The 22,387-nt window shown below is 59.1% G+C and carries 18 protein-coding genes; 13 read left to right on the top strand and 5 right to left on the bottom strand.

Features of this window, described 5'->3' with window-relative positions:
• Nucleotides 1-5: 5 nt before the first annotated feature.
• Both HY26_RS08650 and HY26_RS08645 read right to left on the bottom strand, forming a co-directional pair.
• Nucleotides 6-1,997, bottom strand: coding sequence for a tetratricopeptide repeat-containing sulfotransferase family protein (locus HY26_RS08650; protein ID WP_112073404.1), 1,992 nt, complete (start codon nucleotides 1,995-1,997; stop codon nucleotides 6-8).
• An 80-nt stretch (nucleotides 1,998-2,077) separates the two neighbouring features.
• Nucleotides 2,078-4,654 (bottom strand): TonB-dependent receptor, encoded by a 2,577-nt coding sequence (locus HY26_RS08645; RefSeq protein WP_112073403.1) that lies wholly within the window; start codon nucleotides 4,652-4,654, stop codon nucleotides 2,078-2,080.
• Nucleotides 4,655-4,897: 243 nt separating this feature from the next.
• Here HY26_RS08645 and HY26_RS08640 point away from each other — a divergent pair, with 243 nt between their 5' ends.
• The 11 genes from HY26_RS08640 to HY26_RS08590 all read left to right on the top strand — a co-directional run bounded on the left by HY26_RS08640 (nucleotide 4,898) and on the right by HY26_RS08590 (nucleotide 16,022).
• Nucleotides 4,898-6,556, top strand: coding sequence for a BCCT family transporter (locus HY26_RS08640; RefSeq protein WP_199288545.1), 1,659 nt, complete (start codon nucleotides 4,898-4,900; stop codon nucleotides 6,554-6,556).
• A 120-nt stretch (nucleotides 6,557-6,676) separates the two neighbouring features.
• Nucleotides 6,677-7,771: a helix-turn-helix transcriptional regulator gene (locus tag HY26_RS08635; protein ID WP_112073402.1), complete on the top strand. Its 1,095-nt coding sequence runs from the start codon at nucleotides 6,677-6,679 to the stop codon at nucleotides 7,769-7,771.
• A 220-nt stretch (nucleotides 7,772-7,991) separates the two neighbouring features.
• Nucleotides 7,992-8,915: a hypothetical protein gene (locus tag HY26_RS08630; protein ID WP_112073401.1), complete on the top strand. Its 924-nt coding sequence runs from the start codon at nucleotides 7,992-7,994 to the stop codon at nucleotides 8,913-8,915.
• A gap of 22 nt (nucleotides 8,916-8,937) precedes the next feature.
• Nucleotides 8,938-9,378 carry a curli assembly protein CsgF gene (locus HY26_RS08625; protein ID WP_233351579.1) on the top strand — a complete coding sequence of 147 codons (441 nt, stop codon included), beginning with the start codon at nucleotides 8,938-8,940 and terminating at the stop codon, nucleotides 9,376-9,378.
• Nucleotides 9,379-9,406: 28 nt separating this feature from the next.
• Nucleotides 9,407-10,336: a CsgG/HfaB family protein gene (locus HY26_RS08620; RefSeq protein WP_051600191.1), complete on the top strand. Its 930-nt coding sequence runs from the start codon at nucleotides 9,407-9,409 to the stop codon at nucleotides 10,334-10,336.
• Nucleotides 10,337-10,649: 313 nt separating this feature from the next.
• Nucleotides 10,650-11,372 (top strand): hypothetical protein, encoded by a 723-nt coding sequence (locus HY26_RS08615; protein ID WP_158531456.1) that lies wholly within the window; start codon nucleotides 10,650-10,652, stop codon nucleotides 11,370-11,372.
• A 157-nt stretch (nucleotides 11,373-11,529) separates the two neighbouring features.
• Nucleotides 11,530-13,671 (top strand): hypothetical protein, encoded by a 2,142-nt coding sequence (locus tag HY26_RS08610; protein WP_158531455.1) that lies wholly within the window; start codon nucleotides 11,530-11,532, stop codon nucleotides 13,669-13,671.
• A gap of 187 nt (nucleotides 13,672-13,858) precedes the next feature.
• The gene (locus HY26_RS08605; protein ID WP_034768337.1) at nucleotides 13,859-14,377 is read left to right on the top strand and encodes a hypothetical protein; all 519 of its coding nucleotides are present in this window, start codon (nucleotides 13,859-13,861) and stop codon (nucleotides 14,375-14,377) included.
• 168 nt (nucleotides 14,378-14,545) lie between these two features.
• Nucleotides 14,546-15,073, top strand: a complete 528-nt coding sequence (locus HY26_RS08600) for a cold-shock protein (protein WP_051600194.1) — start codon at nucleotides 14,546-14,548, stop codon at nucleotides 15,071-15,073.
• Nucleotides 15,074-15,132: 59 nt separating this feature from the next.
• Nucleotides 15,133-15,594, top strand: coding sequence for a DUF192 domain-containing protein (locus tag HY26_RS08595; RefSeq protein WP_034768339.1), 462 nt, complete (start codon nucleotides 15,133-15,135; stop codon nucleotides 15,592-15,594).
• Nucleotides 15,591-16,022, top strand: a complete 432-nt coding sequence (locus HY26_RS08590; RefSeq protein WP_034768341.1) for a PaaI family thioesterase — start codon at nucleotides 15,591-15,593, stop codon at nucleotides 16,020-16,022. The genes HY26_RS08595 and HY26_RS08590 overlap by 4 nt, the downstream gene beginning before the upstream one ends.
• A 7-nt stretch (nucleotides 16,023-16,029) precedes the next feature.
• On the opposite strand, the gene HY26_RS08585 is transcribed toward HY26_RS08590, so the two are convergent.
• From HY26_RS08585 to groES, 3 genes are all read right to left on the bottom strand, one after another.
• Nucleotides 16,030-17,652: an acyl-CoA synthetase gene (locus tag HY26_RS08585; protein WP_034768343.1), complete on the bottom strand. Its 1,623-nt coding sequence runs from the start codon at nucleotides 17,650-17,652 to the stop codon at nucleotides 16,030-16,032.
• Nucleotides 17,653-17,849: 197 nt separating this feature from the next.
• Nucleotides 17,850-19,496 carry a chaperonin GroEL gene (gene groL / locus HY26_RS08580; protein ID WP_034768345.1) on the bottom strand — a complete coding sequence of 549 codons (1,647 nt, stop codon included), beginning with the start codon at nucleotides 19,494-19,496 and terminating at the stop codon, nucleotides 17,850-17,852.
• A 55-nt stretch (nucleotides 19,497-19,551) separates the two neighbouring features.
• A complete protein-coding gene (groES, locus tag HY26_RS08575) occupies nucleotides 19,552-19,842 on the bottom strand; it encodes a co-chaperone GroES (protein WP_034768346.1) in 291 nt (96 codons plus the stop codon).
• Between the two features lie 382 nt (nucleotides 19,843-20,224).
• Between groES and HY26_RS08570 the strand changes: the two genes are divergently transcribed.
• Nucleotides 20,225-20,980, top strand: a complete 756-nt coding sequence (locus HY26_RS08570; protein ID WP_051600195.1) for a GGDEF domain-containing protein — start codon at nucleotides 20,225-20,227, stop codon at nucleotides 20,978-20,980.
• 59 nt (nucleotides 20,981-21,039) lie between these two features.
• Complete coding sequence (locus HY26_RS08565) at nucleotides 21,040-22,197, top strand: DUF3137 domain-containing protein (RefSeq protein WP_112073398.1); 1,158 nt, start codon at nucleotides 21,040-21,042, stop codon at nucleotides 22,195-22,197.
• Nucleotides 22,198-22,387 lie beyond the last annotated feature (190 nt).

Here is a 22,387-nt window from a genome sequence, read left to right as displayed (position 1 = left end):
TGAACCTAAGCTGGCGCGAGGTCTGGCCCCAACGCGGACTTCAGAGGTTGAAGATGTGCCTCATAAGGGCGCCATTGTTCAAGCCCGCCTTTGTTAATCGGGCGCCTGACCTGTTCGGAACTCGCCGTCCGGACCGCTCTTTCCGTCTGGTGGAAGTTCACGCAGCGCTCATCGAAAGGCAGGCCGCAATAATCCAGCAAGCGGCGGACTTGTCCTTCGAGGTCATCCAGGACGTCTTCATGCTGTACGCGCAGGATGCGCCCCGGCGGAAGCACAGCGTCCCAGTGGTCCATAAGGTCGACATAGGCCCGGTAATATTCACCGATATCTTCCAGGCTGTAGGTGAATTCCTGCCCTTCGGCGAAGAGTTGCTTGAAGCCGGACCAGCAGCAGTCCATCGGATTGCGCCGCGCATCAATGATCTTCGCGTTGGGCAGGATCAGGTGGATCAGCCCGATATGCCTGAAATTGTTCGGCATCTTGTCGGTGAAGTAAGCGGCGTCTTGTCGGTGGATCCGGGTGTTTTCGATGTATTCCTCACCCAGGGCGCTCAGCTCCTCGACGGTCATGTCATGGAGGATACGGGGGTAACGGTCCCGGTCGGTTATCTGGCTGCGGCCGCGCAGACGGTGGGCCAGAGAGAGAATGTTGGGCAATTCCAGCGTGCCGTCGACTTCCGGGTGAGACGCGAGGATCTGTTCGATCAGTGTCGAACCCGCGCGGGGCAGGCCGACGATGAAGATCGGATCCGGGGCGGGGCAGCCCTTTCCGCCCTGGTTTTCGAACAAGGCGGCCGAGCAGTGCGTTTTCTGCGCATTGAGCTCGGCCTGCATCTGTTCGGTCGTGTAGCGGATCGTCTGGTGTTTCAGTGCATTGCCGCTGGCATAAGCGGCAAAAGCGGCATCATAGTTCTTCTGATCCTCCCGCGCCTTGCCGAGGGCAAAAGCGATGTGGATACGCGACATGTGATCAAGGTCAGGCGAAGCGGCCTGCGCTTCCATGGCGGAGAGCTGGTCGTTGGTGAAATGATAGGTCTTCAGGTTGGCGAGCCCGTACCACGCATCACCGTGGCCGGGGGCGACTTCGGTTGCGCGCCGATAAGATGCGATGGCGTCGTCCGTGCGTCCATAGGTCTTCAGGGCATGACCGCGCGACACAAGCGTCGCGGGATCATCCGGCAGGACCTTCAAGACACGGTCGAAATACGCCAGCGCTGTTTCATAGTCCCCAGCCTGCATGCTCTCGATGGCGTAGTGGGATTGAAAGACCGGATTGTCCGGATCGCGGGACATCAGGAAATTGGCCTGTTCCAGCGCAGCAGCGAATTTCTGCCGTTTGCGCAATACCTGGATGTAATCAAGTCGGAGCTGAATGTTTTCCGGATCCAGCTCGACCGCGCTCTCCAGAAGAAAATCGGCATCCTCCTGAACCCCGAGGCGTGAGCCGATGTCGGCGAGCAGGCGCATGCCTTCAACATGCGTGGGATTGCGCTGCAGGAAGGCACGCGCGATTTCCTCTGCCCGGAAGATACGGCCTTCATGGATGTGGTCGGTCACCGCCAGCAGTTCGCGTGGCAGGGACTGAAGCCGTTGTGCCTGGGCGAGCGCATTGTTGGCTGCGCCGGAATTGCCAGCCGCAGCGTGCAGTTCCGCCATGGCCTTCCAGCTGGCAATGAGGGACGGGTTGTAACGTGTGGCGCGCTCGAACGCTGTCAGCGCGCCGGCATTGTCCCCCAGTTTGCGCCGGAGATGACCTTCTTCCTGCCAGGCGCGGCCGTAATCCGGTGCAGCTGTTTTCAGTTCGGCGAGGCGGGCGAAGGCGTCGTCATGCCGGTTTTCATAACGTGCGCAGACCGCAGCCATATAGAGGGCGTCCCGGTGCTGTGGCTGCTGCGCCAGAACATCTGCGGCAATCTTCGATGCGGTCCGGAAGTCGCCGGACTGGATCGATATTTGCGCCTGCTGCAGGGCAGCATCTGGTGTGGCCACTTCTGTCATCGCGTCTGGGTATTCCTCAATAAGAAAACAGCGCCCTGAACCTGTCAGGGCGCTGCTTCAGGTTCAAGTCTCGGGCTGTCCTAGTAGTCGTAGGAGAACCGGAAGCCGATCGTCCGCGGCCGCATCGGTGTAATGCGCTCGCGGTCGTAGACGAAGCTGCCACTGAGAGCCGCATATTCGTTCGTCAGATTGGACGCGAACAATTCGGCGGTCCAGTTGTCACCTGTGACGCCAGCTGTCGCGCCGAGCGTGGTGTAACCGTCAAGTTTCATCTTGTTGATCTCGATCACGTCAGTGAAGGAGTCATCCGAGATCACGACTTGCGGCATAACGTGCGCGCGCAGGTTCTGACCCGCGATCTGCTGTTCCAGATCCCACTCATAACGGACACGAAGGTTGCCCTGGTAGGACGGCGCGAAGGCTAGGTCGGATCCTTTGACCACATCATTGGTCGGAACCAGAACTTCCGTGATTTCCGTATCCAGGAAAGAGAAGGCACCTGCAACGGTCAGGCCGTCAATGGATGCCGGGGCCCAGGTGAAGTCACCTTCAATGCCCTGGATCTCGGCGTTCGCCGCGTTGTCGGAGAAGAACAGGTTCACGATCGACGGATCGAAGATCGTGGTCTGCAGGCCGTCGACTTCGACAAAGAATGCCGACCCATTGAAGCGCAGCGAGTTGTCGAAGAGCTCTGTTTTCCAGCCGATTTCATAGTTCTTCACTTCATCGGTATCGACGGCGTAAGGCACGACGTATCCGCCGGGCCCTGCAGTGCCGCCCGGACGGTTCAGCAGACCAGCCCGGAAGCCTTCCGAATAGGTGGCGTAGAACAGCAGGTCTGCGGTCGGGGTCCATTCACCCGTAACCTTGTAGATGAAGCCATCCGTTGCCGCCTTGTCGGGCGCACCTGTCGGGCCATTCGGGCCGTAGATGTAGGAAATGTTGGTACCGAAGACCTGTTGGTCGCTCTCGGTGTAGAGGTTGTAGAAGGACGAGTTGGCGCTGCCTTCCAGATCGACTTCCACATCATAGTAACGGGCACCGAGGGTCAGCGAGAACTGGTCGGTGATATCGAAGCTGGATTCCCCGAAGATACCGAACTGTTTGTCAGTCCGCTTTACGTCGTTGCGAAAGATCACGCCTTCCGGGAATGGGCCCGGCTGGCTGTAGTAGCCAGGTGCGGCGCTACCGATGGCGCCGGTGACGTCCGTGTTGGTCAGTGGGTAGTTCGGGGCAAAGCCGATCGTACCATCCGTGTAGGCAACCTGGGTCGACCCCGGGTAGACAAAGTCGTTGCGCTCAGCCAGTTCAAGGTCGCTGAAGAAACCGCCGAACGTGGCGCGCCAGCGATACTGTTCCGGCGTGTTGAAGCGAAGTTCGTGGGTCTGTACCTTGGTTTCGCTGTGCGACGTCACATAAAGGTCTGGAGCGTAGCAGGTGCCCGTCGGGGCGCCGGCCGGATAGGTGACCGAGTAGTCGCAGATATAGTAGGGCAGGTACTGGCCGACGAAGAGGTAGTCGGAATAATCGACGATCTGATCCGTCGTACGTTCCGTATACGCACCGGTGTAGAGAGCTTCCAGCGCACCAAGGCGGCCGTTCACCGTCCAGGCGGTATTGTGGAACTTGTCCTCGGTGCTTTCCGGGGTGAAGCGGACGATATCGTAATCGTCCAGTTCCGGATCGGCTGAGAACACGCCTTCTGCATCGATCTGCTGCTGCGAATGCTGGAGCAGGATGTCCCAGTCTTCGTTGATCTCGTAGAGGCCGCTCAGGCGGAAGCCCTGATAAGTCACGTCGTTGATGTCGTTTTCAGCAATCGTGCCATTGTTGGCAGGGATGAAGGTCACGCCGGACAGGTCAGCACCGGCCTGGAAGCCTTCACGCTGCGCGCTCACCGGAACACCGTTTGCCCTGACCGTGCCAGCCGGACGGAAGCGGCCGGATTCTTCTGCCGTCAGGACGCCACCGACATTGTCGATGTAGCCGCCTTGCGTATCGGAGTAAACGACGCCGCGAATCGCCAGCTTGTCATTGACCGGGAGGTTGATCATCGCTTCAACGCTGTTGCTCATCTCACCGCCGTCGGTGAAAGAGGTCGACGCGTTGAAGCCGGCATCGAAGCCGTTCAGCGACGGCTTGTTGGTGATCATGCGAACGGTACCAGCCTGCGAGCTTGCGCCAAAGAGCGTGCCCTGCGGACCGGAAAGAACTTCCACGCGCTCAATGTCGGCAGCGTAGACGTCCAGGTTGCGGCCCGGCTGAGCCAGCGGCTGTTCGTCGAGATAGAAACTGACATTCGGTGCAAGACCCGCGACACCGGCAACTGTCAGGTTCGGCGTCGTCGAGGCGAGGCCGCGGATGTAGATCGTGTTCTGGCCGGGGCCAGCGCCGCCTGCGGTCACGCCCGGCAGCTGGATCAGATAGTCGTTGAAGCTTTTCACGCCGAGCGCTTCCAGCTCCTGCTGGCCAAGAGCGGTCACGGCGACAGGAATGCTTTGGGCGCTTTCTGCGCGCTTGGTGGCGGTCACGGTGACAGCCTGAAGGCGCTTCACTTTCGCAGCCGGCTGTGCCGGTGCGTTTTCCTGTGCTTGCGCATGCGATACGACGAGGCCGGCGATCGCCATCAGCGACGCGCCGTACTTTAACTTCTTCATATTCTTCCCCTTGGGTCAGCTCCAGCCGTCGCACGCACAACGAACGGGCGCGCGGCATGAGAATCGTGGCTGCTCGATGCGTCTGGGCTACTTGTTTATTTCGATAATCTAAAGGGCTGCGGCTGCTTTATCCCGGGGATTGGCTGAAAACTGTTACATAGAGTCCACATTACGCCTCCAATGGCGGGCGAAACCTGCAGTGCAATCATTTGACTATCGACGTAATTACGGCAATAGCCGCATATGGCTCAAGATTTCGACCCAAGCGCATCCGGCGCTGAAGCGCCCGAGGCAGAACTCCCCGAAGACGAAATCCTCTTTGTTTACGAGACTGACTATGAAGTCGGTCAGGACAATGTCGAAATCGCCGGATTGGACGTCCACAATCCGGTGTTCTTCCTGAGCGCCGGTTTGATCGTCCTTTTTGCGGCGATGAGCCTGATTTTTCCCGCCGCGGCGACCCACTATCTCACAGCAGCGAAAACCTGGACGCTCCAGCGCGCGGATTGGCTTTTTGCTATCACGCCGGTGATTGTGTTCGCCTTTGCGCTCTACCTTACCTTCAGCCCACTGGGCCGGATCCGGCTTGGGGGCGCCGCTGCCGAGCCTGAATTCAGGACGCATTCCTGGGTGGCGATGTTGTTTGCGGCAGGTGTTGGGGTAGGCTTCATGTTTTATGGTGCCGCCGAACCCCTGGCCTATTACACGGACTGGTACGGCACGCCGTTGAACGTCCCTCCGGAAACACCGGCGGCCGAGCGGCTCGCGTTCAGCGCAACCATCTTCCACTGGGGCCTCGCGCCGTGGGCCATTTACGCGATCGTCGGTCTGGCGCTCGGATTTTTTGCCCACAACAAAGGGCTGCCGCTCAGCATCCGGTCGGCCTGCTACCATGTGTTCGGCGAGCGCGTCTGGGGATGGCCAGGCCATATCATTGATATGTTTGCCGTGGTTTCGACCGTGTTCGGTCTCGCCACAACGATTGGAATCGGGGCGACCCAGGCGACCAGCGGTCTCGCTTACCTGTTCGGGTTTGAACCGAACCGCTACGTGCAGATTGGCTTGATTGCCTTCATGACGGGGCTCGCAGTCATTTCGGTCCTGCGCGGGATGGACGGCGGGGTGAAGTTCCTCAGCAACGTCAATATGAGCATTGCGTTCGGCCTTCTGATCTTCGTGGTCATCGCCGGGCCGACAATTCTCATCTTCACCGGCTTCGGCGAGAATTTGTTGGCTTACATCACTGATACGCCAGCTCTTACAAACTGGGTGGATCGCCCGGATATCGTCTGGTTCCACGACTGGACCATATTCTATTGGGCCTGGTGGATATCCTGGTCACCCTTCGTCGGCATGTTCATTGCGCGGATTTCCAAAGGCCGAACTGTGCGGGAATATTTCGCCGTTGTCCTGCTGGCCCCGTTTACGATCTGCGTGATCTGGTTCACGGCGTTCGGTGAGACGGCGCTGATGCTCAATCAATCCGGCGCAGGTGAACTCGCCGATGGCATGAGCAGTGCGTCGCTTGTTCTGTTTCAGATGCTGGAAGATCTTCCGTTTGCGGAGATCACGTCCGTCGTCGCAATTTTCCTGCTTGTCGTCTTCATCGTGACATCGGCGGATTCCGGTGCCCTTGTCGTTGATACGATCACCAGCGGCGGCAAGACCGATGCGCCGGTTGCGCAGCGCGTCTTCTGGGCGTGCATGCTCGGCCTGACCGCCTCTGCCCTTTTGTATGGCGGCGGAACAGATGTGCTTCAGTCCCTTCAGGCGGGCACCATCACCGCGGCGTTGCCCTTCACGTTTATTCTGCTGGCCTGCTGTTTCAGTTTGTATCTCGGCCTGAGAGACGAATTGCGGGCCATGAAGGCATTCGAAGCTGAAAACTCCGAAGAGGCCTGACGAGACCCCTGGTTGCCGATGAGCCCGCAAGCGCGCAGATCATGCTACCTTCATTAATGTTGCCATGCTGGAAAAAAAATCTATGTTTCTACTTGTGGGAGTCAAGTAGAGGATCAGTAGATGGCGACCAGCTCGCCTGGCCGATTCCAGGAATTGTTGCTGGAAGGAATGTGTGACAGCGAGAGCTTGCCAGAGGCTTTAGCGTGGCTGACGGAGTATTGCGGCGCCGGGACAGCGCAGCTGATTGCCGTGAGCGATTCAAACTTGATCCTCGACTCGGCCATCTTCGGGTCTGTCGATTTCGAGCTTTTCAAAAAGGAAGCCGAATACCTCACCGAAAATCCTCGGAAAAAGGTTTTCGACACCATGCCGGCCGGGCGAATCTTTCATGATGCGGATCTGGTGGACGCCGAAACGGTTCGGACGCATCCTGTTTATCAGGAGTTCCTAATCCCGGCTCGAATTGGCCAGTTCTCCGGAGCGATCCTGTCGAGAGGTGATGAGCATATCGTCGGACTTGCGATTGCGCGCCCATACGAGGAAGGACCATTCGAAAAAGACGTCCTCGAAAAGTTTGCCAATATTGTCCAGAGCGCCTTGCCGGTCGTGCAGCTGGCGGAACAAGTCGTGGACACACGGGCGTCCTCCTTGTTGGATCTATTCGGTCCGCAAGCGCACGTCGCGATCCTCGACAAAGAAGGTGTCCTGCTCCGGTATTCAGAGCAATTCGAGAAACTGCTGTCGTCAGGCCTGCTCCGCCGAGATCATTTTGGCCGCCTCGATACGTTGTCCGATGAAGTGAATTTATCGCTTGCCGCTGCCTTGAGGGGAACGAATGGCCAGGCTGGCGGGCGCTTTTCCTTCACCCGGCTGCGTCCCGAGCGAACTTTTATCTGCACAGTTACGCCCGTGCCGCCCCTGAAAAACTTTGGCGGAAGGTCAGGCCACGCCATTCTCGTGCTGGACCCGCTGCTCGAGCCCAAGAGGCTGGACCGGTATCTGCTTCGACAGGCTTTCGTTCTCACGGACGCCGAGTGCGATGTATGTGAACGCCTTTATGCGGGTGATACCCTTGCGGAGATTGCCGAAGGGAGAGAGGTTGCAATCAGCACGATCAAGTCCCTTCTTAAGTCGATACTCATGAAAACCGGCACACGGCGTCAGGCAGAAATCGTCATCAAACTGTCTCGGTTCGCATTCGATTACCATGACTGAGCGTGGCGCAACCGCCGCACCATTCATCCTCTGAAAGAAAATCTTGTCTGCCGGAGCGCGCATCCCCCAAATGAGGGATGACACTTCCACGACATTAACGCTTTGTTACCCGCATAGGCGAGGGAAACAATCCTGACTGGCCGGGGACATGAGCCGCCAGGATTTGGGTCTCTCAAACAAGAGGTCTGGGTTGGGGATGTCATGGAAAGGAGGTGTGCTGATGGACGTTTCCGTGTGGAAGGCGATCCTCAGTCGGGTGGTTGCACTACTTTGCGCACTTCCGCTCCTTTCCATGGCGGCGCACGCAAGTCTGCCGGCAGACCGGATCGGGGATGAAGTGGGACTCCAGATAGATGACTTTATCGGTACAGTGCGGATCGTACGCAGCGATCAGAGTGCGATCAGCGTTGTATCCATTACAGAAGGTGCATCAGACTTTGGCCGGGTGATCATGGACGAAAGTGTGACAACTGGCCTGCGAATTCGCGGCATGCCTGCGCCTATCGCCATGAACTGCGTCCGGACGAATGGCAATCTGTTGATTTCATTCCAAGACGGTGCCACGCACCCGATTACGGATTTTCCTTCCATCGTGGTTTCGGTTCCTGAAACGGCGGATGTCAAGCTGGTACTACGTGCGGGGGATGCCGAAGTTTCCGAAACGGAAAATCTGGAAATCCTTGCCGGCGGTTGCTCCAACGTCGTCGCGAAAAGTGTGAAAGACACGCTCCGCCTGACGACCATGGGTGCCGCGCGGTTCAGTGTCGAACATGCGCGGCGGGCGGACATAGATGCGAGCAATGGCGGCCTAATCAGGGTTACCAATGTCGGTCGCCTGCTGAGTGCATGCCTGGGACGAACGTCGAAACTGAACTCGGAGAAGGTGGCAGGTGCTGCGCAAGTGTTCATGTCCGGAACCAGCCGGGCGACCCTGGCAGATGTCGACTTGTCCGAATTGACCGCTGAACTAGACGGCGCGTCCCAGCTGGATGTGAACGGCGTTGCCTCAACGTCACGGATCGCGATCGGGGCTGCGGCGAGAGCGTATGTAAATGACGGGGTCACGCTTGGAGAGATCAACCTGACACGTGCCGGGCGGCTTATCGTTGATGGAGAACGTTGGAAAGGACCGGTAAATGACTAGGTCGACAACAGGTAATTCGCTCATGAAGATCCGTGGGCAGACTTTGTTCCTTCCGGCGCTGATGCTGGTGGCCATATGGATGAACGCACCGTCCGCGTCCGCGCAGGAGTTGGTGTATACGCCGGTGAATCCCTCTTTCGGCGGCAATCCCTTCAATTCGGCCCATCTGTTGGGCGTAGCCAACGCACAGGATGACACCGAGCCGCCACAGAGCGCGTCGTCCAGCGATCCTCAGGCCGACCTGTTTATCCGCCAGCTGCAGAGCCGGTTGTTGTCCGGTCTCGCTTCGGAAGTCGCGAATGCCATTTTCGGAGATAATCCACAGGACTACGGGCGGGTCGTGTTCGGCGACCAGACGGTGGAATTTCAGCGGGGGCTGGATTCCATCACATTGACCATTTTCGACGCCACAACCGGTACGACTACCGAGATTGTCGTTCCGATTTTCACCACCGGCGGCTGATCGTAAATGTGCGGGGAGTAGATTGTCGATGCGTAGTTTCAAGGCGGTCACGGCGCCTGTGTTTGCACTGGCCATGGTGCTGGCGTCCTGTGGCACACCACCGAAGGTGAAGACGAAAATGGCCGAGCCGGTGGTCAATCCGAGGACGCAAACCGAATATGCTTTGCTCTGGCTGCCGAAGCCATCGGAGCAGATTCCGGTGGCCGTCTATGGCGTGAGCGACGAAACGGGCGCATTCAAGCCAAGCGATACTGTGCAGACGCTCTCACGGGCGGTGACGCAGGGTGCGACCCCCATCCTTATCAAGGCTTTACAGGATGCCGGCGACCAGAGCTGGTTCAAGGTCGTCGAACGGGAAAAGCTGGATAACCTTTTGAAGGAGCGCCAGATCATACTCGAAATGCGCCAGCGGTATCTCGGTGAATCTGCGAAAGACTCCATGGCGTTGCCAGCGCTTTTGTTCGCGGGCACCCTGATCGAGGGCGCGATCACGGGATATGACACAAATACCCAGACGGGTGGAGCAGGGGCGCGATACCTCGGCATCGGAATGGATACACAGTACCGGGAGGATGCCGTCTCGGTTTACCTGCGCGCGGTGAGCGTGAAGACGGGTGAAGTGCTCATCTCGGTCTCAACCGAGCAGCGGGTCGCCTCCGTCGCTTGGCATGCCAACGCCTTCAAATACGTCGCCTACCGCGAATTGCTCGAAGCTGAGGCGGGGATCACGCTAAACCAGCCCCGACATCTGGCGGTTCGGCAGGCGTTGGAGAAGGCGGTCTACGGGATGATCATCGAGGGCGTGAAATCGGGCCTGTGGAGCTTCGAAGATCCGGAGCAGGGGCAAGCTGCGCTGGACTTCTATGATGCAAACTATCGCACGGAATTTCCCAAAGGTGCGCTGAAGAGCGTTCCGAAGGAATTGCTGCAAGGAGAGCCGGATTGGCAGGGTAAGTGACGTTTCGTTCAGGCCGGATCACGGGGGCGACCACCCTGTAAGTGATCTTGCCCGAACCATAAAGGATGAACCGGCGCGATGCGCCAGGGTGGGGAGAGGCCGACTTCAAGTTGGCGCTCGGACCGGTCTCTCCCCGGGGGGCAGCCAATCGGCTGCTCCCGATTGAATACTGCCAGTTGGGCTGGCGGGCAACTCGGGAGGTGCGTGGATGTTACCACGTGGAAGACAATCCAAGTCCGGCCAACAGAGGCCATCCGGCGGATTTCGGCCTGCGGTCATACTGACCGGTTGCGCAATTGTTTGCGGAGGCGCTTTGCCAGCATCGGCGGAGCAGGGGCAGAAACAGTCCTTCGCCAACATCGAACAAATCTCCGATGTCCTTGCGCGGACCCGCCTCGCCCAGGCACGGCTTGCGCAATCCGGCGCAGGCAATCAGGTGAAGATCGTTCAGGACGGCCGGGACCTGGTTGTTGATGCCTATGTGCAAGGTCAGATGAACCGGGCCAGTGACAGGGCCAACACCATCACCCAGACCGGAGATGGAGCTGTTGCTGAGGTGAGTCTCATTGGAGACGAGAACACATTCTCCATATCCCAAAGTGCGGCCGACGGACCTGGGCAAAACAAGGCGTATGTCACGGTCAAAGGCAATTTCAACGATTCAACTATTCGGCAGACGAACGATTTCGGTCCGACCTTCGGCAACACCTCAATGCTCGTCCAGACGGGGAACGGCAATTCCGGCACGATCGCGCAGACAGTCGCGCCAGGTACGCTTGCTGCCGCCGAAAATTTTGCCGCCATCACCCAAACGGGTGACGACAACTCCGCCCTCATTGAACAAACTGGTGCAGATAATAGCGCCACCATTGAGCAGGACGGGCACGATAATAGGGGCGCGATTCTCCAGGATGGAGAGGGGCTTTCCGCGATATTGGTTCAGACCGGTACCGCGCTTGAGTATACGATTAACCAGACGGGGTGCGTCATATCGTCAGGCTGCGGAGCAGTCAGTGTGACGCAAAGCGGACCATGACGCATCGTGTCTGGGGGAGACATGCCTTAGGCTGTATCACGGCGGGGCGTGGCAGAAGCCATGTGGGGGGACAGGATGTATCTTCCAGATTGGCCTTAAAGACGCCGGTTCGAGAACGAACTGGCAGGCAGATTGTGCAATGACAAGGAGATACCTCATGCGCAAGAAACTACTCGCAACTGTCGCAATCGCGGCAGTCTGTTTCGGAGGTCCTGCGTTAGCCGAAGAGGCGATCGTCAATCAGAGCGGTGCTGGCAACACAGCAGACGTCGACCAGACGCTGGATGCCGACCTGGTAACGACCGGGCTGGTAAGCAATGAAAACGTCGCGACGGTGGACCAGACGGGGGACCTGAATGACGCGACGGTTCGTCAGGGGCATACGCCTCCTGGAATTGATGATTTTGCCATCGCTGTAAACGAAGCCGATATCGATCAGGTGAGCGAGGTGGGCTCGGCTGTCGGGAACGTGGCGGATGTGACCCAGTTCTCTGACATCAGTGCCGGCGCTGCGCCGAATCTGACGGATGTAGATCAGTATACCGCGGGCGTCGTTTCCCAGACAGCGATCGTAACGCAAGTGGGGGGACAAGGTAACTCCGCCACTGTGGCGCAGGGGCAGGACTTTGATGCGGACGAAGGAGGGGAAGTCGCTTCCGTCGCGCAGACAGGCTCTGACAACTTGGCCACGGTAACACAGGGCGGCACGGTCGATTATGCGACCGTCACCCAGGCTGGTCTATCCAACAACGCCGACGTAGATCAGGAAGGTGAAGGTGGAGTTGCATCGATCGAGCAGACAGGGAACGACAATAGCTCTGTTCTGAGCCAGGACGGTATCGGCGCTTATGCCGACAACGTTCAGACAGGTAATGACAACTCGTCGCTCATCACCCAGGTCGACGATTCGCCGAACGGCTCCATCGGTATCGACAACGCCTACAATGCTGATCCGGAATCGACCGTCCTGCAATATGGCGATGACAACGCCTCACAGGTGGTTCAGTCGAACCTCGGCGGAGGCTTCAACCAAGTGGCTAACGTCACCCAGAACGGCAATGCCAACATATCAGACGTTGCGCAGACGGGTACCGGCCCCAATTTCACCGGCACGCTTCGTACAATCGTGAATCAAACCGGTGGTTCCGACTCGAGTGTGGCCCAGACCGCTACCGGTGGTGACGCCAAGAACGTCTTCGCGACGGTCAACCAGTCTGGTGCGTCCATTTCCGAAGTTACCCAGACAGCTGACGGATTGCGGGCAGCTGGTATCTCCGCGAATGTTACCCAGGATGGTGGTTCGACTTCCTACGTGACCCAGACCGTCGACAACCCATCGACCACCTGGGGAGGCTCTGTCATTTCGGGCGATGTGTCCGCCGTGGTCAATCAGAACGGTGGCTCCACTGCGAACGTGACCCAGGCCATCTACGGCAACGGGTCGACCGGTATTTCAGCAGATGTCACACAGGACAACGGCGCAATCGCCAATGTCACGCAGACAATGAACGGGGACGGTGAAAGCAATATGGCGGCCATCGTGAATCAGGATGGTGCCAGCACGACCAATGTGACGCAGACCTTCAATGAAGATAACACGAAGGACTTCATGGCGACGGTCAATCAGTTCGGAGACGGAAACCTGGTCAATGTCAATCAGTATGACAATGTGCCTGAAGCCGGCATCCAGGCTGATTTCAGTGTGACGGCGGATGTCTACCAGGATGGTGGCGGAAACTCTGCGGACGTGACCCAGGAAGGCCGAGTCTGGCAGGACAACACGTTGAACGCTTATGTTACGCAGGTCGGTGATGACAACCAGGCTGAGGTAACCCAGACTGGCAAGTCCAATACCGGTACGATCGATCAGATTGGCGGAGCTTCGTTCAACATGGCGAGCATTGACCAGTCGGGTTATGGTAACGGCGCTCAGATCACGCAAACCGGCTACTATAACACGGCGGATGTGCTGCAGCGGTCGGGGCGCGATAGCGCAACGATCACGCAGAGCGGAAACGGAAACGATGCCGACATCCAGCAGACCGGATCGAGTGCAAACTTCAGCCGGGACCGGGTTGCTGAAATCACTCAGTCGGGTGACGATAATGACGCCTTGGTCCAGCAGACGGTAAACGAACTGTCTCAAGCGACCATTGTGCAGTCGACGGATGGCAACGACGCAACCATCATTCAGGCAGGTGCAAGCAACACCGCAGGCATCTATCAGACGGTTGCCGGCGGTGGCATAGCATCGATCACGCAGAACGGTGCTGGCAATATGGCCACGATCAACCAGTAGTACGGATCACCCCGGGCCGGTTTCCGGTCCGGGGCCTCCATTTCTCCAGGGTGCATCGGAAGCGCAAATGAGAAGAGGAACGGGTAACGTGAAAACAGGGCGATTGGCTTTCCAGGCTGCGTCGCTATCCGTTGCTTTTTGCCTGGCGGGCTGCAGTACTGAGATCAGTCCTCAGGAATTGCTTGGCATGGTTCCCCTCAACCAACAGCCTGAAGAACCTCCGCCTCCGGTACCGGCAGCCGTCCGGCAGGAACCGGAAAAGAACAGCGACAGAATCCAGGCGGTTCAGGTCGATCAGCGTCCGGACGTCAAACAAACTGAATCACGTATCAGCCAGATACCTTCCGCTCCGGATACAGACGCCATTCTCCAGTCCGCAATTGTTGTGGATGACCCTTGTCTTGGCGATCTGGAGAACAGCGAGCAATGCCGCTCGAACCTCAAACCCAACTCCACCGGTGCCGATGCAGCAGGGGACAGCAGTATGACCCTGACAGTCGTGGCGCCGGATACAGGGCTGAAAGGCACCTTCGATGCGAGCCGGGCAGTGGATGAAATTGGCCGTGGCAGGATCGTGTCGCAAGGGGCACAGTCCGCTGGCAGTGATTTTCTTTCAGGCGCAGCGACACCGCAAATTGAACCTCCCCTACCAGGCCTTCCAATATCCGACCTTCCGCCTGGTTCTGTGATCATCCAGCCGCAATGAAGAACAATGCTTTGTTGGTCTGCGGCTGTGCCCGCGCACATTCACCACCAATTTTCTCCACATTTGACCATTATGCGCTCAACTCGCGGTCAGACGAATTTTCGTGTGAAGATCGCGTGACAAGCGCGTTAACATTTCTTACGTTACGTCATTGGGGAATATGGGTTGATGACGGGAATAGCTGCAAGATCTGAATCTGAGCCGGACCCAACGCCCGAAACGGTGCGTGTGATCGGTCGCGTCAAATGGTTCGACAGCGTCAAGGGCTACGGCTTCATCGTGGCGGAATCGACCTCGGATGCGAGTCTGACGGGCGATGTGATGATTCATATCACTTGCCTGCGCTCCTATGGCGAAACCTATGCCGATGAAGGCGCCCGTATTGTCTGCAATGCAATGCGGACAGAGCGCGGTTGGCAAACCGCCAGCATCATCGAGATGGAGCGCCCCAAGGCCGTTGTGGCCCGGGAGTTGGGCGTTCAGCCGGACTATGAACCGGTGATACTGAAATGGTTCAATCGTGGCCGCGGCTACGGTTTTGTACAGCGGGAAGGTAAGGATGTGGACATCTTTGTTCACGCCGTTGTCCTGCGGAAAGCCGGGTATGAAGAGATCGAACCCGGCACACCGCTTGAAGCCATTATCGAAGACGGCGCCAAGGGCGAGCACGTCACCAGCCTGAAGCCGCGCGAATAGCATTTTCCAACCGCCACGAATGCTTGCCGCTGGTCAGGCGGGCGGCTAAACCAAGGCGCATGAAACGCTTTCTCGTCAGCGGCATGGCCGCCATCGCCCTCGTCCTTTCTGCGCCGGCTGCGTTGGCCGAGCTGGAAGCCAGCCCGCTGACCATCGAATCCGCGAACGGCGCCCACACCTTCACCGTGGAAATCGCTGATGAACCGGAGGAAATCACCACCGGCCTCATGAACCGCAAAAGCATGGACGCCGATGCCGGCATGCTGTTCGATTTCGGCCAGCCGCGCGAAGCGGCCATGTGGATGAAGAACACGCTGATCCCGCTAGATATGCTGTTCATGGACCCGAACGGGAAAATCATCGCGATCGCACGCGAAACGGTGCCGGGCTCGCTGCGGACGATCTCGCCGGGCGTGCCGGTGAAGTCGGTGCTGGAGCTGAACGGCGGTCGCGCGGCCGAGCTGGGCATCGAGCCGGGCGATGAAGTAGTTCACCCAATTTTCGGCAATACGGACGAATGAGCGACGGCAACGCGCTCAGACCACCGCCGCCTGGCTTTGCCACGCGTCCCACGCGCGGCAAGTTCTCCATCCATAACGGACCGTCCTATCTGGCGACCGGCGAGGGAGACCTGCGCAGCGGCATCTGGGTGCTGGACCGGCACTGTAACGGCATGGGGTTCATGCATGGCGGCATGATCTGCGCCTTCGCAGACAGTGCGCTCGCCTGGGCGGTGTGGTCAGCGACCGAGCGCATGTCCGTCACCATAAAACTGACCATGGAATTCATGGGCATCGTGCCGGAAGGGACGTGGCTGGAAGCCCACCCGCAGGTGAAGGGCGTGGACGGTGATCTTGTTCACGTCATGGCCGACATGAAGATTGAAGATGGCACGCTCGTGGCACGGGCCGATGCGGTCTTCCGGTCCCTGCGGCGCCGGAAGACCTGATTGCCGGTCAGGCGCTGATGCCGAGCTCAGAGAGCGCGAACGCCTTGATGGATTTGTAGTCCGCCTTGCCATTCACGGCGCGGCCCAGATCATCCTTGAAGAGGATGCGCTTGGGTGCCTTGTAGTGGGCGAGCTTGGTTTTCACGAATTCCCGCAGAGACGCTTCGTCAGCCTGTCCATCCAGTGCGACCACCGCGGTGATGGCCTGGCCCCATTTGTCATCAGGCACGCCGACCACGAGCGCATCCTTCACGGCGTCATGCGCCTTCAGTGCTTCCTCGACCTCTTCGGGATAGACTTTCTCACCGGCCGTGTTGATGCAGTTGGAACCGCGACCGAGCAGCGTGATCGTGCCATCCGTCTCCACAGTGCACCAGTCACCAGGCACCGAGTAACGCTCTCCATTGATCATCTTGAACGTCTTTTCGGACTTCTCCGGATCCTTGTAGTAGCCGAGCGGCACAGCGCCACCGCGGGCAATGAAGCCGGCTTCGCCGCTGCCCGGCACGACTTCGCGGCCGTCTTCGGTGAACACTTTGCACTTCGAGCCGATTTCGAATTTTGACGTCTTCACTTCGCCATCCGCCGTCATCACGGAGGAGCCGAAACCAACCGCTTCAGAGGCGCCGAAACTGTCGGTCAGGGCGGCATTCGGCATGTGGCGCAGCAGGCCGCGCTTGACCTCAGTGCTCCACATCACCCCGGAGGAGATGATGCCCACGACGGAGTCGAGCTTGTGCTTGCCGGGATTGGCGTCGAGATAAGCCAGCATCGGCTTGCCGAAGGCGTCGCCCACGATAGCCATGTTGGTCACGCCCTCACGCTCGACCGTTTCGAAAAGGTTCTCCGGATCGAAATGCTTGTTTTCGGTCAGGGTCACAATGGTGCCACCGCCCATCATCGAGCCCATGGCTGTGAACAGGCCTGTACCATGCATAAGAGGGCAGGCGGGCACGTTGCGCACATGGCGGCCCAGTGCCTGCGCAGCCATCACCTGCTCGTCCATGTTTTTCGGCACGGGCAGGCCGGCAGCCTCCGCGCCCTCCATGCCTGCGCTGCGCCAGATCTGGTGGGACCACATCACACCTTTCGGCATGCCGGTCGTGCCGCCGGTGTAGAGGAACAGCAAGTCGTCGCCGGAGCGCGGAATACCCAGTGGGGAGGGATCACCCGTGGTTGCGAGTTCTTCATAAGCGACAGCGAAGTCCGCTGTCTTACCGCCGCCAACCTGCACCCAGGCGACCACGTTCGGCAGGCGCGGCTGCACTTTCTCCACCTGGTCCATGAATTCGACATCGAAGAACACGACGGTCGAGTCGGAATTGTCGAAGATGTAGAACAGCTCGTCTTCGAGATAGCGGTAATTGACGTTCACATGCGTCAGCCGGCCTTTGAAACAGGCGGCGAGGCCTTCCATGTATTCCGGCTGGTTACGCATGTAGAAGCCGGCCTTGTCGCCGACTTTCGCGCCGCGGGCCAGCAGGTTGCGGGCCAGGCGGTTCGATCGGGCCGTCATGTCAGGCCACGAAATGCGGCGCTCGCCATGGATCAGCGCCATGTCTTCCGGCCCGAGGGCGGCGCCCACTGCATCCAGAATATCGCCAAGGTTCCAGAAATTAAGCTCGGTCATGGGTTTCCTCCGTGTTCTGCCCCTCAGCAGGTCACCTTCAGGCGAAGGCGCCGCCGGTCTTATTGCCGGCTTGCCGGGGCAGATTCCTGGAAGATCGTATCAGTGCCGTTGCGGTCATCAATGGCCAAAACAAAGACGGCCCTCCGATTTCGGAGGGCCGTCCCAAGGTCATTCCGCGAGGGAATGGGCAGATTGGCTTAGAAGCCCATGCCGCCCATGCCACCCATACCGCCCATGTCAGGCATGCCGCCGCCGGCGCCTTCCTTCTTCGGAGCTTCGGCAATGGAGGCTTCCGTCGTGATCAGCAGGCCTGCCACGGAGGCAGCGTTCTGCAGAGCCGAGCGGACAACTTTCACCGGGTCGATGACGCCCATGGCGACCAGGTCGCCATACTCTTCGGTCTGGGCGTTGAAGCCGTGCGAGCGGGTCTTGTTCTGCAGGATCGTGTTCACGACCACAGAGCCTTCGACACCAGCGTTTTCGGCGATCTGACGGACCGGGGCTTCGAGCGCCTTGCGGACGATGTCGATGCCGGCCTTCTCGTCGTCATTGTCGCCAACGACGTCGATGTTCTTGGAGGCGCGGAGCAGGGCCGTACCACCACCCGGGACGATGCCTTCTTCGACAGCGGCGCGGGTTGCGTTCAGGGCGTCGTCGACGCGGTCCTTACGCTCTTTCACTTCGACTTCGGTTGCGCCGCCGACCTTGATCACGGCAACACCGCCAGCCAGCTTGGCCAGGCGTTCCTGCAGTTTCTCACGGTCATAGTCGGACGAGGTGTCGTCGATTTGCTTGCGGATCTGGGACACGCGGGCTTCGATGTCTTTCTTCTTACCGGCGCCGTCGACGATGGTCGTGTTGTCCTTGTCGATGGAAACGCGCTTGGCTTTGCCCAGCATGTCCATCGAGATGTTTTCCAGCTTGATACCGAGGTCTTCGGAAATGACCTGGCCGCCGGTGAGGACAGCGATGTCCTGCAGCATGGCCTTGCGGCGGTCGCCGAAGCCCGGAGCTTTCACGGCAGCGATCTTCAGGCCGCCACGCAGCTTGTTGACCACCAGCGTTGCCAGCGCTTCGCCATCGACGTCTTCAGCGATGATCAGGAGCGGCTTCTGCGACTGAACAACCTGCTCCAGGATCGGCAGCATCGGCTGCAGGCTGGACAGTTTTGACTCGTGCAGCAGGATGAGCGCGTCGTCGAGTTCGGCGATCATCTTGTCCGGGTTGGTGATGAAGTACGGCGACAGGTAGCCGCGGTCGAACTGCATGCCTTCGACGACGTCGAGTTCGGTTTCCAGCGACTTGGCTTCTTCAACCGTAATGACGCCTTCATTGCCGACTTTCGCCATGGCTTCAGCGATCATCGCGCCGATTTCGGTCTCGCCGTTGGCGGAGATGGTGCCGACCTGGGCGATCTCTTCGTTGGTTTTCACCTTTTTGGAGTGGTGTGCGAGGTCTTTGACGACTTCGGCAGCTGCCTTGTCGATGCCGCGCTTCAGGTCCATCGGGTTCATGCCGGCGGCGACGCGCTTCATGCCTTCGCGGACGATGGCCTGGGCCAGGACCGTAGCGGTCGTGGTGCCGTCGCCAGCGACGTCGTTGGCCTTGGAGGCGACTTCGCGCAGCATCTGTGCGCCCATATTCTCGAGCTTGTCTTCCAGCTCGATCTCTTTTGCGACGGTGACGCCGTCCTTCGTGGTGCGCGGGGCGCCGAAGGATTTCTCGATCACAACGTTACGGCCTTTCGGGCCGAGGGTGACCTTCACGGCGTTGGCCAGCGTATCGACGCCCTTGAGCATCTTTTCGCGGGCGTCAGCGCCAAAAACTACGTGTTTTGCAGCCATTTCGAGTTTCCTCTTTGAATTTGCTGTTTTTCTGGAAAGCGGTCAGGGGCGGAGATTACTTCTCCAGCACACCCATGATGTCGCTCTCCTTCATGATGAGCAGGTCTTCGCCGTCGATTTTGACTTCGGTGCCGGACCATTTGCCGAATAGGACGCGGTCGCCCTTTTTCACGTCCAGCGCGATGACTTTTCCGTCGTCACCGACAGCACCTTTACCAACTGCAACGACTTCACCTTCCTGCGGCTTTTCTTTTGCCGTGTCGGGGATGATGATGCCGCCCTTGGTCTTTTCCTCTTCCTTGACGCGGCGTACGACGACGCGATCGTGCAGGGGACGAAGTTTCATGGCTTTTGCCCTCTAGTCTTCAGATTGCGAGTTTGAATTGATCTCACGGGAGCCAGCGACCGGTAAAGGCGAATTAGCACTCACCCATACCGACTGCTAGCGGTGGCTCGGACGTAGGGCGCGGACTGGGTAGCGTCAACTGGATAATTGCAAAATTTTTTTGCCATTCCTGGCCAGCTCAGCCGGTGGCCATGCGCCGTGGAAGGGGTACCGGTTTCAACGAGAGGGTGAGGGCCGATCAGGCGTCATCAACCTGTTGCCAGAGTCTGAAGCCCTGTCGCCAAATTTGCGTCCCCGCTTTGTCGGGGTGGTAGCCATTATGTGTAATAACCATCGCACATCCCGGCAGGATACCGGGCGCAAGGCTAGGAGACGGCAGCGAATGAGCTCGTACGCACGTGATATCAAGGATTCTCTGACGTTCTTCGTCTTTGTTGCAACGACGGCGCTCTGTCTGTCGTTCACCTTCTCCGTCTTTGTTTACCAGATGGGCGTGCTGGACGATCCGCAGCGTTTCCTCGTCGCGAACCTCGTTGCGGCGGCCTGTGTGGCCATTCCGACGGCGACCATCGCCTCGCAGCATGAATTCCAGCTGAAGCGCTATCAGCGCCAGCTTGAATCGCTCGCATCGACCGATCCGCTGACCGGCCTCCTGAACCGCCGCTTCTTCCGCATTTCGGCTGAAGACGAGATGCATCGCCAGCGCCGCGCGGGCGGCATGGCCGCAATTGTCCTGTTCGACCTCGACCAGTTCAAGCAGATCAATGACCGTCATGGCCATCAGGCTGGCGACGCGATGCTGAAGCGGATTGCCGAGATCGCCTATTCCGAACTTCGCGGACCGTTCGACAAGCTGGGCCGCTGGGGCGGGGAGGAATTCGTGGTGCTGCTGTCCAACGTCAATCGCGATCAGGCCTGGCTCGTTTGTGACCGTCTACGCGAGCGGCTGGAACACGCCGAGATCGAGTATGACGGGAAGACCTTGTCGGTGACCGCCAGCTTCGGTTTCGAAATGCTGACGTCCGACGCATCGCTCGACCGCGTTCTGGAATCGGCGGACCGCGCGCTCTACGTCTCCAAAACGACGGGCCGCAACCGCGTCACCTATGCCGGACCGCGCCTCGCCGCAACGGCCTAACCGGTCCGGGCTGGATTCCCGCCTTTCCGCACGGCATGAATGCGTGAAGGGGAAACGCCATGGAAATCGGCAATACCAGGGACATCGACGCCGCGATCCGCAATGCGCGGCCGCTAAGCCTGCTGGCAAGCCAGAGGCCGGAATTTGCTGATGTCGAGCGGATCTGGGAAACCGAACTCGCGCCGGAGCTCGGCGCACGGGAAGTGATCCGCAGGCAGACAATTTCACGCGCAAAGTCCCGAACCCTCCTCGGTGGACTCGCGGCGCTGCCGGTCGTGATCGTCATGCTGTTCCTGTCGGGGGGATTTGGAATTTTCTTTCCGCTGTCGTTTTTCGTCGGCGTGATCATCGTCGTCGGCATTTCTGGCTTTGACTGGCTGAAGGTCTATTCGATGAAGTCCCAGACCAAGGACCTCATTCTCAAGACCGCCTGCAAGCCGTTCGGTTTCCGGTATGAGACCCTGCACCCGGACCTTTCCGGCATCGAGGATTTCCAGTCGCTCAGAACGCGCGGCAAGGAATTGATGGGAGCCATCAACGGGCCGCAGACTGGAAAAGAGCGCACCGTCTCCACCGTGTTTGGCGACATCCAGGTCACCCTGCATGATACAGCCGGCGCGCCGGCGCCGACCCCGGCCTACCAGGTCCTGAAGGATGCGGCGCTGCTGCCAGGGCATAGCCAGCGAAAGTTCGAGGACCTGATCGAGGGCGAACGGGCAGGCGCCAAGTTCGCGCTTGTCGAAGCGAAGCTCGATACGGGCGGCAAGAACAGCCAGACCGTGTTCCAGGGCATCCTGATCCATATCGAATATCCCCAGCGCTTTTCCGGGCGGACGCTGATGACCCGGTCGGGCTGGTGGAAACGCGGCAAGGGCGCTGGCGACCTGAAAAAAGTGGATCTCATCTCCCGCGAACTGGATGAGGCTTTCACAGTCTATTCCAGCGATCAGGTCGAGGCGCGCGCCTTGCTCTCGCCCGACAGAATGGAACGTCTCATCGCGCTGGAACGCCACTTCTCGGGCGGCAAGCTGCGGGGCCTGTTCGACGGAGGTCACATGACGCTGGCACTCGAAGCAGACAACCAGTTTGAGGCCGGCTCCGTCTTCAAACCACTGGTCGACCCGCGCCGCTTCTCGACCGCCTTGTCGGAACTGGGGCTTGTCTGCGACCTGATCGACGGCTTTCTCACGCGCGAATGGGTACAGGGCCGGATCTGAACCGGGTGATGAATCCGGACAGGCCTGTCCGACAGGGGCAAGCGGTCCGATACGCTGCGGGCGCTGGGGATTCCGCGTGATGTGTGAGCCATATCGCAAGCGTGAATTCCCCGCATAGGCGCTCATGCCAGTCTTCCCGGCATGACAGATCTCAGCGATTTCCTCACCCATACCTGGAAGACCCTTGCCC

Origin of the sequence: Hyphomonas sp. GM-8P (assembly GCF_003263315.1) — a bacterium.
Classification (GTDB): Bacteria; Pseudomonadota; Alphaproteobacteria; order Caulobacterales; family Hyphomonadaceae; genus Hyphomonas.
The sequence above is the reverse complement of the archived record's forward strand: the minus strand, read 5'-3'. Positions and strand labels throughout refer to the sequence as shown.

Excerpts from the sequence above, each read along its gene's own strand:
- HY26_RS08595 (WP_034768339.1), top strand. The coding sequence starts at position 15,133 with ATGAAACGCTTTCTCGTCAGCGGCATGGCCGCCATCGCCCTCGTCCTT.
- HY26_RS08625 (WP_233351579.1), top strand. The coding sequence starts at position 8,938 with ATGAAGATCCGTGGGCAGACTTTGTTCCTTCCGGCGCTGATGCTGGTG.
- HY26_RS08640 (WP_199288545.1), top strand. The coding sequence starts at position 4,898 with ATGGCTCAAGATTTCGACCCAAGCGCATCCGGCGCTGAAGCGCCCGAG.
- HY26_RS08585 (WP_034768343.1), bottom strand. The coding sequence starts at position 17,652 with ATGACCGAGCTTAATTTCTGGAACCTTGGCGATATTCTGGATGCAGTG.
- HY26_RS08630 (WP_112073401.1), top strand. The coding sequence starts at position 7,992 with ATGGACGTTTCCGTGTGGAAGGCGATCCTCAGTCGGGTGGTTGCACTA.
- HY26_RS08635 (WP_112073402.1), top strand. The coding sequence starts at position 6,677 with ATGGCGACCAGCTCGCCTGGCCGATTCCAGGAATTGTTGCTGGAAGGA.
- groES (WP_034768346.1), bottom strand. The coding sequence starts at position 19,842 with ATGAAACTTCGTCCCCTGCACGATCGCGTCGTCGTACGCCGCGTCAAG.
- HY26_RS08590 (WP_034768341.1), top strand. The coding sequence starts at position 15,591 with ATGAGCGACGGCAACGCGCTCAGACCACCGCCGCCTGGCTTTGCCACG.
- HY26_RS08605 (WP_034768337.1), top strand. The coding sequence starts at position 13,859 with ATGGTTCCCCTCAACCAACAGCCTGAAGAACCTCCGCCTCCGGTACCG.
- groL (WP_034768345.1), bottom strand. The coding sequence starts at position 19,496 with ATGGCTGCAAAACACGTAGTTTTTGGCGCTGACGCCCGCGAAAAGATG.
- HY26_RS08600 (WP_051600194.1), top strand. The coding sequence starts at position 14,546 with ATGACGGGAATAGCTGCAAGATCTGAATCTGAGCCGGACCCAACGCCC.
- HY26_RS08565 (WP_112073398.1), top strand. The coding sequence starts at position 21,040 with ATGGAAATCGGCAATACCAGGGACATCGACGCCGCGATCCGCAATGCG.
- HY26_RS08650 (WP_112073404.1), bottom strand. The coding sequence starts at position 1,997 with ATGACAGAAGTGGCCACACCAGATGCTGCCCTGCAGCAGGCGCAAATA.
- HY26_RS08620 (WP_051600191.1), top strand. The coding sequence starts at position 9,407 with ATGCGTAGTTTCAAGGCGGTCACGGCGCCTGTGTTTGCACTGGCCATG.
- HY26_RS08610 (WP_158531455.1), top strand. The coding sequence starts at position 11,530 with ATGCGCAAGAAACTACTCGCAACTGTCGCAATCGCGGCAGTCTGTTTC.
- HY26_RS08570 (WP_051600195.1), top strand. The coding sequence starts at position 20,225 with ATGAGCTCGTACGCACGTGATATCAAGGATTCTCTGACGTTCTTCGTC.
- HY26_RS08645 (WP_112073403.1), bottom strand. The coding sequence starts at position 4,654 with ATGAAGAAGTTAAAGTACGGCGCGTCGCTGATGGCGATCGCCGGCCTC.